16 protein-coding genes are annotated in these 15,170 nt (G+C 64.6%); 6 read left to right on the forward strand and 10 right to left on the reverse strand.

Annotated elements, in window-relative coordinates; genetic code table 11:
• The first annotated feature begins 5 nt into the window (after positions 1-5).
• Together AABA84_RS16015 and AABA84_RS16020 are read left to right on the forward strand one after the other, a co-directional pair.
• A complete protein-coding gene (locus AABA84_RS16015) occupies positions 6-1,271 on the forward strand; it encodes a hypothetical protein (RefSeq protein WP_338312485.1) in 1,266 nt (421 codons plus the stop codon).
• 151 nt (positions 1,272-1,422) lie between these two features.
• Positions 1,423-1,779: a hypothetical protein gene (locus tag AABA84_RS16020; protein WP_338312486.1), complete on the forward strand. Its 357-nt coding sequence runs from the start codon at positions 1,423-1,425 to the stop codon at positions 1,777-1,779.
• A gap of 66 nt (positions 1,780-1,845) precedes the next feature.
• Here the strand turns inward: AABA84_RS16020 and AABA84_RS16025 are convergent, their stop codons facing one another.
• Together AABA84_RS16025 and AABA84_RS16030 are read right to left on the reverse strand one after the other, a co-directional pair.
• Entirely contained in the window at positions 1,846-2,250 is a 405-nt protein-coding gene (locus tag AABA84_RS16025; protein ID WP_212249462.1) for a (R)-mandelonitrile lyase, read from the reverse strand.
• 25 nt (positions 2,251-2,275) lie between these two features.
• Positions 2,276-2,974: a ribonuclease activity regulator RraA gene (locus AABA84_RS16030; protein ID WP_028144577.1), complete on the reverse strand. Its 699-nt coding sequence runs from the start codon at positions 2,972-2,974 to the stop codon at positions 2,276-2,278.
• A gap of 252 nt (positions 2,975-3,226) precedes the next feature.
• On the opposite strand from AABA84_RS16030, the gene pxpB reads away from it, so the two are divergent.
• Genes pxpB through AABA84_RS16045 form a run of 3 tightly spaced genes read left to right on the forward strand, consistent with a single transcriptional unit; the run spans position 3,227 to position 5,794 of the window.
• Complete coding sequence (pxpB, locus tag AABA84_RS16035; RefSeq protein ID WP_338308156.1) at positions 3,227-3,958, forward strand: 5-oxoprolinase subunit PxpB; 732 nt, start codon at positions 3,227-3,229, stop codon at positions 3,956-3,958.
• A complete protein-coding gene (locus AABA84_RS16040) occupies positions 3,955-4,992 on the forward strand; it encodes a 5-oxoprolinase subunit C family protein (protein ID WP_338312487.1) in 1,038 nt (345 codons plus the stop codon). Before pxpB ends, AABA84_RS16040 begins: the two co-directional genes overlap by 4 nt.
• Positions 4,993-5,023: 31 nt before the next feature.
• The gene (locus AABA84_RS16045; protein WP_166096610.1) at positions 5,024-5,794 is read left to right on the forward strand and encodes a LamB/YcsF family protein; all 771 of its coding nucleotides are present in this window, start codon (positions 5,024-5,026) and stop codon (positions 5,792-5,794) included.
• A 111-nt stretch (positions 5,795-5,905) separates the two neighbouring features.
• On the opposite strand, the gene AABA84_RS16050 is transcribed toward AABA84_RS16045, so the two are convergent.
• From AABA84_RS16050 to AABA84_RS16075, 6 genes are all read right to left on the reverse strand, one after another.
• Positions 5,906-6,058: a hypothetical protein gene (locus AABA84_RS16050; protein WP_212249465.1), complete on the reverse strand. Its 153-nt coding sequence runs from the start codon at positions 6,056-6,058 to the stop codon at positions 5,906-5,908.
• 202 nt (positions 6,059-6,260) lie between these two features.
• A complete protein-coding gene (locus AABA84_RS16055) occupies positions 6,261-7,886 on the reverse strand; it encodes a sulfite reductase subunit alpha (RefSeq protein WP_212249466.1) in 1,626 nt (541 codons plus the stop codon).
• On the reverse strand, positions 7,883-9,670 hold the full coding sequence (locus AABA84_RS16060; protein ID WP_212249467.1) for a NirA family protein: 1,788 nt from the start codon (positions 9,668-9,670) through the stop codon (positions 7,883-7,885). The genes AABA84_RS16055 and AABA84_RS16060 overlap by 4 nt, the downstream gene beginning before the upstream one ends.
• Before the next feature lie 336 nt (positions 9,671-10,006).
• Positions 10,007-11,170 (reverse strand): CmpA/NrtA family ABC transporter substrate-binding protein, encoded by a 1,164-nt coding sequence (locus tag AABA84_RS16065; protein WP_212249468.1) that lies wholly within the window; start codon positions 11,168-11,170, stop codon positions 10,007-10,009.
• Positions 11,167-11,757, reverse strand: a complete 591-nt coding sequence (locus tag AABA84_RS16070; protein ID WP_212249469.1) for an ANTAR domain-containing response regulator — start codon at positions 11,755-11,757, stop codon at positions 11,167-11,169. Before AABA84_RS16070 ends, AABA84_RS16065 begins: the two co-directional genes overlap by 4 nt.
• Before the next feature lie 233 nt (positions 11,758-11,990).
• Complete coding sequence (locus AABA84_RS16075; protein WP_246550485.1) at positions 11,991-12,419, reverse strand: hypothetical protein; 429 nt, start codon at positions 12,417-12,419, stop codon at positions 11,991-11,993.
• Between the two features lie 418 nt (positions 12,420-12,837).
• Between AABA84_RS16075 and rimO the strand changes: the two genes are divergently transcribed.
• A complete protein-coding gene (gene rimO / locus AABA84_RS16080; RefSeq protein ID WP_212249471.1) occupies positions 12,838-14,157 on the forward strand; it encodes a 30S ribosomal protein S12 methylthiotransferase RimO in 1,320 nt (439 codons plus the stop codon).
• Between the two features lie 209 nt (positions 14,158-14,366).
• On the opposite strand, the gene AABA84_RS16085 is transcribed toward rimO, so the two are convergent.
• Together AABA84_RS16085 and AABA84_RS16090 are read right to left on the reverse strand one after the other, a co-directional pair.
• Entirely contained in the window at positions 14,367-14,786 is a 420-nt protein-coding gene (locus AABA84_RS16085; RefSeq protein ID WP_212249715.1) for a carboxymuconolactone decarboxylase family protein, read from the reverse strand.
• A complete protein-coding gene (locus AABA84_RS16090; RefSeq protein WP_212249473.1) occupies positions 14,719-15,150 on the reverse strand; it encodes a MerR family transcriptional regulator in 432 nt (143 codons plus the stop codon). Before AABA84_RS16090 ends, AABA84_RS16085 begins: the two co-directional genes overlap by 68 nt.
• Between the last annotated feature and the right edge of the window lie 20 nt (positions 15,151-15,170).

The following is a 15,170-nucleotide window of genomic DNA, read 5'->3' on the forward strand; positions in this document are numbered from 1 at the left end:
AGCCGGTGAGCAGCTTGCAGTGGAAGGATGTCATGACAGTCTGGGCCACACTCAAGAACGTCGTGGAGCACTGGGCGAGCCGCGAGTTGCGGCGCCCATATGTCGGTTACGTCGCGTCGAGCGGTAGCAATGCGATGACAGCGGGACAGAACTTCCTGCCCGAAGCGAGCTATTTCGGCGTGCGTATGGTCGAAATGGGCTTGCAAGAGGGCGGCAAGTTTTTCAGCTCGTTCCTTCCGCTCGGCGTCGTGCTCACCGAATTCAGCTTCGGCGACGGGCGTCAGCGCCGGCCCACGATCTTGAGCAATGACGAGATCGCCGCTCAGCTGAAGGCGGCCGGTGCCGCTCCAGGTTACGTCGACTTCAAGAACATCTACGCCGTCAGGCGCGCGCCCATGAAGCAGGACAATCTGTCCCTGTTCGTCGGGCTGTTCCGCCTTCCGTTTCACGACGTCGCGCAGCAGGTCCTGCAATTGGCCGCCGACCTGACCACACAGACCGGGCTCGCGCCGGGTGTTTCCGACGGGTTGCGTGTGGCTGAAAAGATCTACGACCGGGTCTCCGGTCTGTTCGGACTCAACATCGTCACGCCCTTGTTCTCCTATGCCGACGGCAATGCGCTCGGCCGCAGCGGCTATCTCCTGGTTGCCGGCTCCGATCTCGACGAAGCGGTTGCCAAGCGACTGATGGTGACCGACGACAGATTGCTGCTGGACGGCCAGCGTGTGTCTGGCCTGGACTATTGCCTCCTGGCCATAGAGTTCACAGCCAGCCTGCTGCCCGAGGGGCCTGATACGATCAACCCGCTCACGCAGCTCGGATTTCATCGACACTGGCAGGGTGTTGCAAGCAGCATCATGAAGCGGGAGCTGGAGCATGCGGACGAACAGATGCTGACCCTGCGCTCCGAGGTGATAATTTCGCCTGAACTCGCCGAGAGCGATCGTCTCGTGGCCATCGGCGCCTACCAGACCAGCTACGACAAGCTCGTGGAGCGCGTGACACCGAAAAATGCTCACCGCGGCTGGGAAGAGGCACTCCTGGCCGACCCCAACGACAAGACAATCGCCAAGCCGGCCGTGACTGAGCTCCTGAAGGGCATGCAAATCCGCCTGCTCACCGGCATCAAGGACGCCCCGGACGATCCGGACAAGCTTTTTGCGTCCGAGGCGTTCGCATTGCGAAAGACGGTCGGCAAGGCCCCTCTGGTCGATACAAACTCCGCCGTCTCGCTGGCGCGCGTGATCAATCGCACCGCGAAAACAAGGTGATGGCAAGAACGCCCCCGTTCACGGCTCTGCCTGGCTGATGCGGCGGCGCTCGGCGCGATGGCACCGTCCGGTCTCATGCGTGACACCTCTCACATCGGCCCACCCGGTGTCGTGACACGATGCCCCGCAGGTTCAGCCAATGGGGCGTGTCATGCGACATCTTTGCAAGGGTATCTTTGCTGCAATCTGGGCCCTCGCTCTGCTCTGCGGACAGGCAAATGCAGCATCGACCAGCTTCGACGGCGCCTGGAACGTGCGGATCTCGTCCTCGAGCGAGACCTGCGGCAACGGCGCCACCGTCGCGATCGGTATCAACAATGGGCAGATCGCATCGACCAGCGCCGCGGTAACGGCATCGGGCCGTGTGGCGGATGCCGGCAGCATCAACGTCACCTTGAGCACCGGCATCAAGCGCGCCGTCGGCTTCGGCCGGCTCAGCGGCACCTCGGGCTCCGGCACCTGGCGCGGCCCGCTGTGCACGGGCACCTGGACGGCGGAACGGATGTAGGTTGCCGTGTCCCGGCTCTGCGACGCATCGCCTTGGGCGATGCGCCTTGTCCGGGACACGAAGGCCTCAGCCGACCGCCGCGCCGTACTCCGCGTCGGTCACCGGCTCCAGCCAGGTCGAGTAGACGCCGTCGAGCGCCTCCTGCATGGCGATATGGCACATGCCGTTGGTCGGCGTGGCGCCGTGCCAGTGCAGCTCACCCGGCGGAATCCAGACGGTGTCGCCGGGACGGATCTCCCTGACGGGACCGCCCTTGGTCTGGACGCGGCCGACGCCGGAAATGACGTAGAGCGTCTGCCCAAGCGGGTGGTGATGCCAATTGGTGCGCGCCCCCGGCTCGAACGCGACGCGCGAGCAGTTCAACCGTGCCGGCGCGGGCGCCATGATCACGGGGTCCTGCCACACGGTGCCGGTGAAGTTTTCCTTGGGCGCGCGGCGGGTCGGCCGCGTGCCTGCTACAGTGATCTCCATGGGGATAACCTCGCTTCTTTCCCGATTACTTCTTGCTGGCGGCGTAGCGCGCCTTGGTTTCGGCGTTCATGGGATAGAGGCCCGGCAGCACCGCGCCGTTGTTCACCTCGTTGACGATCCAGGCCTCCATGCGCTCCTGCTCGACGCCCTCGTTGAGGACGTGGTCGAGCATCGCCTGCGGGATCAGCACGCAGCCGTCCTGGTCGGCGACCACGATGTCGTTCGGAAAAACGGCAACCCCGCCGCAACCGATCGGCTCGCCCCAGCCGACGAAGGTGAGACCGGCCACGGAGGGCGGCGCGGCATAGCCGTCGCACCACACCGGAAGATTGGTGCCGAGCACGCCCTCGACGTCACGCACGACGCCGTCGGTGACGAGCGCGGTGACGCCGCGCTTCATCATGCGGGCGCAGAGGATGTCGCCGAAGATGCCGGCATCGGTGATGCCCATGGCATCGACCACGGCGATGCAGCCCTCCGGCATCGCCTCGATCGCGGTGCGGGTCGAGATCGGCGACGACCAGGATTCCGGCGTCGCCAGATCCTCGCGCGCCGGCACGAAGCGCAGCGTGAAGGCCGGCCCCACCAGACGCGGCAGGCCTGGGCGCAGCGGCCGCGCGCCCCGCATCCACACATTGCGCAGGCCCTTTTTCAGCAGGACCGTGGTGATGGTGGCAGTGGTGATGCCGGCGAGAATCTTGCGGGCTTCGGGGGACAGCGACATGGAAACAGACGAGCTCCGAGGTGCGGGAAACAACGCGCGCATCTTGCGAGCCGCAGCCCTTGCGTCAAGGGCCAAGAGGCTATCAATAATGCAGGGCCGGTGGGCTGTTATGCGACGCGATAACAAAGCCTTATCGTGGCCTCCTGCATTAATTTATTGGACTTGCGGGCGCATTTACGCGAAGCAGGGGTGAAGCGGAACTTCGAGCCCGCTCCTGCAAAAGCCCGATTTCGACAGCTCTTCGACAGCTCAATGGCCGCGACGCTCCCCCCGCCCCGCCTTCTGCCCAGTGGCGACAGCGCCGTCACGGTCGAGTTCAGCCGTACCATCGACGACGATGCCAACCAGCGCGTGCTGGCGCTGGACAAGGCGCTTGCAGCAAGCCCCATCGATGGCATCACCGAGACTGTGCCGACCTATCGCTCTCTGCTGGTGCACTACGATCCCGGCAAGATCGGTTTCGACGCGCTCGGCGACAAGCTGCTCCCGATCGCTATCCAGCCGCCGCCGCCGGTGACCAAGGCGCGCCGCTGGCGCGTTCCCGTCGCCTATGGCGGCGAGCATGGCATCGATCTCGAGGATGTCGCCAAGGCGCTGAGCACCACCCCCGACGACATCGTCGCCCGTCACGTCGCCGGTGACTACAAGGTCGCCATGATCGGATTCACGCCGGGCTGGTCCTATCTCAGTGGTCTCGACAAATCCCTGCACATGTCGCGGCGGCAGAATCCGCGGCTGCTCACGCCCGCCGGCACGATCTCGATCGGCGGCATCCAGGCCGGGATCCAGTGCCTGGCCGCCCCGAGCGGCTGGCACCTTCTGGGCCGCACGCCTGTCAGAACCTATCAACTGCACCGCAATCCGACCTTCCTCACCGAACCCGGTGATCGCGTGACGTTCTTCGCCATCGACCACAACACGTTCGAGGAGCTGGACCGCGCCGCGGAAGCCGGCGAGATCATCGCTGAGCAGGTGCTCGCATGAGCCGGCTCGTCGTCGCCAGCATCGGCCCTGCAAGCTCGGTCCAGGACGGCGGCCGCCACGGCGCGCAGCGCTACGGCCTGACGGTCAGCGGCGCCATGGACCGGCTGTCGCTGGCCGCGGCGAATACGCTGGTCGGCAACGAGCCGTTCGCAGCCACTGTGGAGATCGGTCCGTTCGGTGCGGCCTTCACCGCACGTGACGGCGCCGTGCGCGTGGCGATTTCAGGCGCACCGCGCAATGCGGACGTCGCTGGAAGCCCGGTCGCGATGGACACATCGGTGACGCTGAAGGACGGCGAGACGCTGACGCTGGGCTTTGCCCGCGGCGGCGCGTTCACTTATCTCGCGATCGAAGGCGCCATCAAAGGCGAGCCTGTGTTCGGCAGCCTCGCGGTCAACGCTCGCGCCGGTCTCGGCAGCCCCTACCCGCGCCCGCTGCAGGCCGGCGACGAATTTTCGGTCGATGCTGCAAGCGGCGCGGGCGAATTGCGCATCGAGCTGCCAAAGCCCGTGAGCGGCCCGATCCGCGTCGTGCTGGGTCCGCAGGACGACGAGTTCGACGACGCCAACAAGGCGCTGTTCCTGGGCAGCGAGTGGAAGATCTCGGCGACCTCAGATCGCATGGGCTACCGCCTCGAGGGCCCCACCATCAAGCATCTGCACGGCCATAACATCGTCTCCGACGGCACCGTCAACGGCAGCATCCAGGTGCCCGGCAACGGCTCGCCGATCGCGCTGATGATGGACCGCGGCACCTCCGGCGGCTATCCGAAGATCGCAACGGTGATCACTGCCGATGTCGGCCGCCTCGCCCAGACCTCGGCGGGAACCGCGTTCCGCTTCAAGGCGGTCGGCATGGCTGAGGCGCAGGACGAGGCGAGGAAGTTCGCGCAACTGATCCGCAACCTGCCCGATCGCCTGCGCTCTGCCGACACCGTCGCGCTCAACATCGAAGCGCTCAGCGATGCCAACGTCGCGGGCTATGCGGTGAGCGCCATGGATGCCGGGACCTGGCAGGTGACGGCGGAGCCCTAAACGACACGACGACCAGAGGCGGAGAGCACCCATGAAGACGATCGATCTCAATTGCGACCTCGGCGAAGGTTTTGGCGCGTGGGAGATGGGCAACGACGCTGCGATGATCGAGCTTGCAAGCTCGGTCAACGTCGCCTGCGGCTTCCATGCCGGCGACCCCGACATCATGCGCCGAACGGTCGAGCTGGCGAAAGCGCGCGGCGTCTCGGTCGGCGCCCATCCTGGATATCGCGACCTGCACGGTTTCGGCCGGCATCCGATCGCGGGCCTGAAGGCGTCCGAGATCGAGAACCTCGTCGCCTACCAGATCGGCGCGTTGCAGGCGATCGCGACCGCGGCCGGCCACAAGGTGACGCATGTCAAGGCGCACGGCGCGCTCTCCAATGTCGCCTGCGAGGACGACATGACGGCGAAGGCGATCGCCGCCGGCATCCGGGCGGTCGATCCCAGCCTGATCTTCGTCGTGCTCGCCAATTCGAAGCTGGTGAAGGCCGGCGAGGACGCCAATCTGCCGATGGTGCACGAGGTGTTCGCCGACCGCGCCTATGAGGACGACGGCAACCTCGTCTCGCGCAAGAAGCCCGGCGCGGTGCTGCATGACGCCAAGGCGATCGCCGACCGCGTGGTGCGCATGGTGCAGGACGGCGCGGTGGTCTCGGTGACGGGCAAGGTCATCAAGATGCGCACGGACACCGTGTGCATCCACGGCGACACGCATGGCGCGGTCGAGATCGCGCGGACCTTGCGTCAGGCCTTGAAGGATGCGGGGATCGAGGTCGCGCCGTTCAAGCGCGGGGCGTGAGACACATCAAGTGCCGTAGGGTGAGCAAAGGCGCATAGCGCCGTGCCCACGATGTCTACATGATTGAGGCAGGTGGTGGGCACGCTTCGCTTTGCCCACCCTGCGAGAGCTTTAGAACGGATGCACCGACAACGTCCCGAACACGATCGCCGCGATCACGGCGAATGCGCTGTAAAGCCCAACATGATGCATGCTCGCCCGGGTCTGCCGCGAGAGCGAGCGCGCGTAAAAGTGCAGCCTGGCTTCCGCCGATAGTTCGCGCATGGTCGATCTCCAACGCCCCATTTGCGGGATTATGAGGGATCAACCAGGGCGGGAGGCAAGATGCCGGAGCAAATAGCGATGCGCCTGCTTCGAACGGGCCGCATCGCAGACGTAAATTCTCTCCAGATAGAGGTTCCGAGAATCTCATTCGTTCAAATCCGAGCCAGCTGGAACCGGCTCGGATGACGGTGGAGTGACAGCCTTAGTAGACGTCAGCCTGGAAGCGGCCGGTCTTCTTGAGCTCGGCGACGAAACTGACGGCTTCGTCGGTCGAACGCGCGCCGAACTGGGCGACGATGTCGACCAGCGCGCGCTCGACATCCTTGGCCATGCGCTTGGCATCGCCGCAGATGTAGAGATGGGCGCCTTCGGCGAGCCAGGTCCAGACCTCGCGACCGACTTCGCGCATGCGGTCCTGCACGTAGAACTTCTTCTCGCCGTCGCGCGACCAGGCCAGCGACATGCGCGTCAGCAGGCCCGAGGTCTTCATCGCGTTGAGCTCCTCCTGGTAGAAGAAGTCGCAATCGCTACGCTGATGGCCGAAGAACAGCCAGTTCTTGCCGGGCGCGCCGGTCGCCTTGCGGTCGAGCAGGAAGGCGCGGAACGGCGCAATGCCGGTGCCGGGGCCGATCATGATCACAGGCGTCTTCGGGTCCTGCGGCAGGCCGAAACCGTGCGCCTTCTGCACATAGACCTTGAGATTTTCGCCTTCGCCGATGCGCTCGCCGAGGAAGGTCGAGGCGACGCCGAGGCGCTTGCGCTTGCCGATGACGTAGCGCACGGAATCGACGGTCAGCGACAGCTTTCCGGGCGTCGCATTGTGCGAGGACGAGATCGAGTAGAGCCGCGGCTGGAGCGGCTCCAGCGCTTCGACGAAGGCCTCCGGATGCGGCCGCGTGCCGGAGAACTTCTGCAACGCCGCCATGACATCGAGGGTGGCGGCATCGCCGTCGGGATCCTCGCCCTGCGCCAGCGCCCGTGCCTTCTCGCGCGCCGCGCCGCCGGTGATGAAGGAGATCAGCTCGAACAGCGTGTCGGGTGCCGGCGACAGCGAGACGTCGTCGATCAGCACCTCGCGCAACGTCTTGCCGTTGACCTTGGTGGTGTGGGAGGCGCCGAGCAGAGCGATGATCTGGTCGACGAGCCCGACCTCGTTGCGCGCGAACACGCCAAAGCTGTCACCGACGACGTAGTCGAGCTTGCTCTCGGAGAGATCGAACTCGACGTGATAGGTTTCCTTCTCGGACTTGCCCTTGTTGAGCAGACGGCGCGACAGGAAGGTCGCGGTCACGGGGTTGTCGCGCGAGCGGCCCGGCTCTGCGATCGTCACGGTCACGGCCGGCGCGGTCACCGCGTCCGTTTTGTCAGCAGCCTTGTCACTTGTCTTGGCCGCCGGTGTCTTGTCCAGCTCCTCGTAGAGCGACTTCAGCATCCGCGCGGTTTCCTTGCCGCCGGGAACGCAGAGGTTGAGCCGGGCTTCGCTGCGGCCCGCGATCGCTTCCGAATAGTCGTGGCAATTGTAGCCGCACTGGCCGCAATCCTGCTGCGCCATCGCCGCCATCATCTTGCGGCGCACCGGGCGCCCCTCGGCGAGCTTCATCCGGTCGGCGATCGGCATGGTCTGGTCGTGCCACGGCGCTTCGCCGTCGTCGCCGTCCCCGGCTGCGCCTTGCATGACGGCGGCGCCCTGCTCCGCCGACAGCGGCGCGGCAACATCAGGCGACAGCAACCCGGCAAAGAAGCCGTTCAGCCAGGACCGCTGCGCATCGGAGAACGGTGCGCTCGCGGGAATGATATCGAGTTTCGGCGGAGGCGTGATCTGGTTCATGCGGACACCTGTGCATCGGCAAGCTTGCGCAGCGTCTCGCCGTCGTGACGGCGCGCAAAGGACAGGAAGGTTTCGTCGGGCGACGAGCGATGGGCGATGTAGGCCTTGAGCAGTCCCTCGACCGTCTTCGGCGCGTCCTCGGCCTTGAGGTCGTGATAGACCTCCTGCCCGACATCGGCGTCGGGGCCGAACCCGCCACCGGTGAAGAGGTGGTAGCCCTCGACCGTATCGTCCTCGTTCACCGGCACGCGCGCCCCGATCAGGCCGATGTCGCTGATGTAATGCTGCGCGCAGGAATGGTGGCAGCCGGTGACGTGGATGTTGATCGGCTTGTCCATGGCGACGCGCGGCTCGCACCAGTCACCGATCTCGGCCGCGTTGCGCTTGGTGTTGGACGCCGCGAAACGGCAGCCGGCATTGCCGGTGCAGGCGATCAGGCCGGCGCGGATGTGCGAGGCCTCGGCCGCGAGCCCGATCTGCTTGATCGCGGCAATCGCAAGCTCGACGTTCTCGTCGCGCACGCCTGAGATCAGCAGGTTCTGCCAGACCGTGAGGCGGATCTCACCGTCGCCGAGGTCGCGCGAGACCTTGGCGAGACCGCGCATCTGATCGCAGGTGAGCTTGCCGAGCGGCAGCGAGACGCCGATCCAGTTGAGGCCGTCCTGCTTCTGCTTGTGCACGCCGACATGTGCCATGCGATCCGCAGCGGGGCGCGGCTGAAACGCCTCTTCCGGCACGCGCGTGAACGGCGTCTTCAATCGTTCCTCGACGAGCTTGAGAAAGCCGTCATGGCCCATGGCGTCGAGCACATATTTCAGCCGCGCCTTGTTGCGGTTGGTGCGGTCGCCGTGGTCGATGAACACGCGCACGATGGCATCGGCGACGGCCGTCGCCTGCTCCGGCTTGACGATGATGCCGGAGTACTTTGCAAAGTCCTTGTGGCCGGTGATGCCGCCGAGGCCGAGGCGGAACCAGACGCCCGGCTCGACGCCGAAACCGTCCTTCACCTCAAAGGCGGTGAAGGCGATGTCGTTGGTCTCCTCCAGCACCGCGATCCTGCCGGCACCGTCGAAGGCGACGTTGAACTTGCGCGGCAGGCCGTAGAGCGAGCGATCGTTGAGGATGTGGTAGTGCCATTCGCGCGCATAGGGCCGCGTGTCGATGATTTCCTGCGGGTCGATGCCGGCCGTCGGCGTTCCCGTCACGTTGCGGATGTTGTCGGCGCCGGAGCCGCGCGAGCACAGGCCGAGCTCCTGGATGCCCTCGAGCAGCTTCACGGCATTCTTCGGCGGGATCTCGCGAAGCTGCAGATTGGCGCGCGTCGTGACGTGGCTGTACGGCCCGCACGTTTCGTCGGCGAGATCGGCAAGGCCCGACATCTGCCAATGCTTCATGATGCCGTTCGGAATCCGCAGGCGGCTCATGTAGGAGTCCTGCGTCGGCGCGACATAGAAGATGCCGTAATAGCGCCAGCGGAAATTGTCCGCCGGGCTCGGCGGCGTGTTGTCGTGCGCCTGCTGACGCAGCCGCGGATAGGCATCGAAGGGATGCTCGTCGCGCTTGAACTTCTCCTGGTCCGCGAGCTTCTTGCCCGACGCGATCACCTTGTCCTGCGCCTTGATGTGCACGGCGTCGGGACCAACGGGCTCGGCATTCGCCTTGCCGGCGCCGCCTCCGCCGCCGAGACCACGACCGACCCGGCTGATCTGCAAACCGGTCGTAAACCCTTCGAGATAGCGTTTCTGCTCGTCGGTGAAGTCGACTGCGAGCGTATCGATTTTCATGGTCGGTAACGAAGCTCCTGCGGCCACCTGGGTGGCATCGACGGACATTGGCGCGACCCGCGAGGAACTGGGCTGGCCCTTAGGAGCCGGCTTCGTTACCCAACGGTCCGATCAGCTTCGTTGCTGCGGGACTCGGCTCAGCAGGCACCTGTGACAAGCTGGCCGCACTGCAACATTCAAGTTGCGTGCCAGCTTGGTCAAAATGGAAAATACCGCTATTTCAGATGATTAGGCGCCTCCCCGGGAAATCCCGGGCGATGCACTTTCACGAAATTCGAGCAGCGGGATCAAATTTTAGGCAGCTGGAATGCATGCCTAAAAAAGGCGCAGACCGAATCAAGCCTTCCAGCGCCCGACCTCGAAGGCCTCAAGATGCCCCCGGATGTTGTCAGGATCAAAAACCGGGCCGGCGAATGCCCCGAACGCGGTCGCAGCCTGCTCGGGCGGGCGGCGGCCAACGGCCGCATCGTAGAGGTCGGGCCTGAACACGGCCATCGCCGTCTTGACGCCCTCCGGAGTGAGCGCCGTCTGCCCCCAACGCACCATCTGCGCATAGAGCCAGGCAGCCTGGACCGGATCGGGGCGCCCTGCCTCCTCCCGCCCCACCAGGAGGTAGCGGCCGCTTTCGCGCACCTCACCCTCGGGCGAGATCTTCAGGCGGCCGACGAGCGAGCGCTGGATCACCTCGGCATCGACGCCGATCCGCTCGGGCCGCGCCAGGATCTGCGCTGCCTCGGCCAGGTTCGCAGGGCTCTCGATGAACTCGGCGGCCTTCACCGCCGCGCGCACCAGGCTAGCGACCACGTCCGGATTCTTGTCGGCCCAGACCTGACGGACCGCCAGCACCTTTTCGGCGGCGCGCACCAGGATGTCGGAGACGAAATGCAGGATATGGCCGATGCCGAGATCGACCGCGACCGAATTCCAGGGCGCGCCGACGCAGAATGCATCGACATGGCCGCTCTTGAGGCTGTCGACCATGTAGGGCGGCGGCAGCACCACGAGGCGCACGTCCTCGTCGGGATCGACGCCGGCCGCCGCCATCCAGAACCGCAGCTGATAATTGTGGGTCGAGAACGGGAAGGTCATGCCGAAGGTCAGCGGCTCTGCCCCGGCCTTGCGCCGCTTGGCCACCACTTTCGCCAGCGCTTTCGCCGTAACCATCGGGTCAAAGCGATCGCCGTCGATCTCCTCCATCAGCGCCGCATGAAGCGCCGGCGACACCGTGATGGCATTGCCATTGATGCCGAGATTGAAGGGGGCTGCGATCGGCACCTTGACGTGGCCGAGCCCGAGCGAGGACGCGATCGCCACGGGCGCGAGCAGATGCGCGGCGTCGAACAGGCCGATATTGAGCTTGTCGCGGACGTTGGACCAGGACACCTCGCGCACCAGCTCGACCTCGAGCCCTTCGGCGGCGGCAAATCCCTTGTCGACGGCAACGATCAGGGCTGCGGCATCGACCAGCGGAATGAACCCGATGCGAAGGGGGGCGGTCATTTCAGCATCTCCGACGCGGTGATGATCGACTGCGCGATCTCGCCGATTTTCTTCTTCTCGCGCATCGCGGTGGAGCGCAGCAGCACGTAGGCCTCGTCCTCGGTGAGGCCCTTCACCTTCATCAGGATGCCCTTGGCGCGCTCGATGATCTTGCGGTCCTCGAGCTGCGACTTGGTGCGCTCGAGCTCCTCCTGAAGCTTGGCAAAGGCGTTGAAGCGGGACACGCAGAGGTCGAGGAGCGGCTTGATGCGCTCCTTCTTCAGCCCGTCGACGATGTAGGCGGACACCCCCGCCTCGACCGAGGCCTGGATCGAGGCTGAATCGCTCTGGTCGACGAACATCGCGATCGGCCGCTTCACGGCGCGGCTGACCTGGAACATCGCCTCCAGCACGTCGCGGCTGGGGTTCTCCAGATCGATCAGGATGATGTCGGGGTCGACCGCATAAATACGGGCGAGCAGGCTCTGCATCTCGCGGATATGGACCACTTGCGTGAATCCAGCCTCCCGCAATCCCTCCTCCAGGATCGCAGCGCGGATCGGGCTTTCGTCGACGATCACGATTTTGGGCGACTGTTCGGCGCTCATGGCTCACTCACGGCAGGTGATTCATCCATAGCACGCCCGAACGCTCTGCAAAGGGTTGTAATTGTGGGCGATTGGGACTAGCTCAGGCCGGTCAATCAGGCAGATCAGATATGGATCAGGCGGCTGGGCCCAAGGTCAGCTTCGTGTCGCTCGGGTGTGCCTGAGACAACGAATGTAAACTTTCAAAGCCGCCCACTCCCGCCCGACGGCAGCTGCCATTTGGGCTTACGCTCTCACGGAATCCTCGCGCCAGCGATCATTTCGTCGAGAAGTGGCACGGCGGCCAGCACCGCCGTCTCGTTGAGGCCGGAGACCGCTAGCCGCACGACGTAGGAATTGCCGTCCTTGTCGAGATCTGCGTAATGCGCGATCACTTCAATCGGCTGGTCCTTCAGGGACGGATTGTCGTAGCGGTTGACAACGATCTTGGGGTTCACCGAGGGAAGCGTGGTGATCTTGGCATTCTTGCCGGATGTCGTCGCCCAATCCCTATCGCTCGTTGCGACCCATTGGACCAATTCGGTCCGATCCTTGTTGTAGCGGCCTTCGGCATAGATGATCACTTCGGCTTTGCCAAACCTCGTCCCGTTGGGCACGAACATCGAGGCGCCGTATTTGAGACTCGCGGCCTCGTCCCTCGTCCACCCATCAGGTGCCTTCACGCGTGGCCTGAATTCCGGACACATTCGTTCTTGCCGATCGCAGACATGGAGGATCTTGTCGACTTCAGCCCGTACCGGAAACATCGCGCCGCAGGAAGCGGTAACGAAAGCCATGCCGAAGATGAAACGGCGCATCGCAGTTTAGCTCCGTGGAATCAAGCAAGAAAGAAAACAACAACTAAAACGTGCACGTTGGAGCAATTCATCTCGGTTCCTCCACTCACACGATCGGAACCGGCTTCCCGCATCAGCAGCCCTCAGTCAGTCCAGACCTCCCTTGTGACTGGCCGATCACGTCATATACGCGCGAGTATCGCTTTAGCATCGCACCGCATAGGTTAGTGATTGAATTTCGCCATCGGTTCAATTAGTTGGATAGCAAATCCAGACAATTCCGATCTAGGCTCCAGGCGATTACATGGACAGAGCGCCCCGTATTTCATTCACATCACTCGGTTGTCCCAAGGCATTGGTGGATTCCGAGCGCATCATCACGCGCCTGCGCGCGGAGGGCTACGAGCTCGCCCGCAAGCATGACGGGGCCGACATCGTCATCGTCAACACCTGCGGCTTCCTCGACAGCGCCAAGCAGGAATCGCTCTCGGCGATCGGCGAGGCCATGGCCGAGAACGGCAAGGTGATCGTGACCGGCTGCATGGGCGCGGAACCCGAGCAGATCGAGCAGGCCTATCCCGGCGTGCTCTCCATCACCGGCCCGCAGCAATATGAGAGCGTGCTCGACGCCGTGCACCGCGCGCTGCCGCCGGCCCACGATCCGCACGTGGACCTGGTGCCGCCGCAGGGCATCAAGCTGACGCCGCGGCACTACGCGTACCTGAAGATTTCCGAGGGCTGCAACAACCGCTGCACCTTCTGCATCATCCCGAAGCTGCGCGGCGACCTCGTCTCGCGCCCGGCCAATGACGTGCTGCGCGAAGCCGAGCGCTTGGTCGGCGCCGGCGTCAAGGAATTGCTGGTGATCTCGCAGGACACCTCGGCTTACGGCGTCGATCTGAAATATGCCGAGAGCCCGTGGAAGGAACGTCAGGTCCGCGCCAAATTCCTCGATCTCGCGCGCGAGCTCGGCGAGCTTGGAGCGTGGGTCCGGCTGCAATATGTCTACCCCTACCCGCATGTCGACGAGGTCATCGCGTTGATGAACGAGGGCAAGGTGCTGCCCTATCTCGACATCCCGTTCCAGCATGCGAGCCCCGAAGTGCTGAAGGCAATGAAGCGCCCGGCGGCGCAGGACAAGACGCTGGCGCGGATCAAGCGCTGGCGCGAAGAGTGCCCCGATCTCGCTTTGCGCTCGACTTTCATCGTCGGCTTCCCCGGCGAGACCGATGCCGATTTCGCCTATCTGCTCGACTGGCTCGACGAGGCCGAGATCGATCGCCTCGGCTGCTTCAAATACGAGCCGGTTGCAGGCGCGACATCGAACGCGATCGAGAACCCGGTGCCGGAAGAGGTCAAGCAGGAGCGCTACAACGCGCTGATGGCCCGGCAGCAGAAGATCTCCGCGCGCCGGCTGAAGCGCAAGGTCGGCACGCGCCAGCAGATCATCATCGACGAGGTCGGCCCGACCGTGGCCAAGGGCCGCTCCAAGGCCGATGCGCCGGAGATCGACGGCGCGGTCTACCTGACGAGCCGCCGTCCCTTGCGCGTCGGCGAGATCGTCACCGCCAAGATCGAGCGCGCCGATCAGTACGATCTACACGGCAGCGTCGCGGGGTTCTGAGGCTGTCCGTCGTTGCGAGCGTAGCGATGATGATAGCTCCATCACCGTCGTCCTTCGAGACTCCCCACGGGGCGCGCTGCGTCCCATGCCTCGCACCTCAGGATGAGGGCTCACATTCGGGCTCGCTGCGCTCGCAATGACGATGCGGATGCTGTCAGGCCAGCCATTTCGGCACCCGGCGCTCCGGGCGCGGTGCCCACGCAAGTTCGTCATGTCGCTTCTCCCGACGCCTGCCGTCCGTCATGCGCGGAAAACACCTCCTTGGCTGCGAACAGGCCGTTCACCGCCGCCGGGAAGCCAGCATAGACGGCCATCTGCATGATGATCTCCACGATCTCGTCGCGAGACAGCCCGACGTTCAGACCCGCCTCGATATGCACTTTGAGCTGAGGCGCGGCATTTCCGAGCGCCGTCAGCGCGGCGATCGTCGCGATCTCTCGATCGCGCAGGCCGAGGCCCTCGCGGCTGTAAATGTCGCCGAAGGGAAACTCGATCACGTATCGTGCGAAATCCGGAGCGATGTCGGCGAGTGAGGCGACGACCTTTTCGCCGGCTCTGCCGTCAATGCGTGACAGGGCCCGCTGGCCGCGATCGAAGCGGCTTTCGGCTTGTGTTTGGGCGTGCGTCATTTTCCTTCGTCCTCTGTTCGTCGCCGGCATAGCCGGCGATCTTGGTATCAAGGACGAGCAGGCATTCCTGGAGTTCGGCAATCTGCGTGCGAACCTGTTCCCGGTGGACTTCCAGCAGCTGCCGCCGGGCTGGCCCAGTGGCTTCGCCTTCGTCACGAAGCGCCGCATAACGCAACATGTCCCGGATCGGCATTCCCGTGGTCTTGAGCCGACCGAGGAATGCGATCCATGTGAGAATCGATGCGTCAAAGTCACGCTGGCCGGAGCGATCCCGGTCTGCGTATGGCAGCAGCCCGATGCGCTCGTAATAACGCAGCGTGTGAGTCGACAAGCCGGTTCGTCTTGCGAGGTCACCGATCTTCATGTGTGCCCGTTCTCGTACTG

The organism is Bradyrhizobium sp. TM239 (assembly GCF_036247985.1).
Lineage (GTDB): Bacteria > Pseudomonadota > Alphaproteobacteria > Rhizobiales > Xanthobacteraceae > Bradyrhizobium > Bradyrhizobium ottawaense.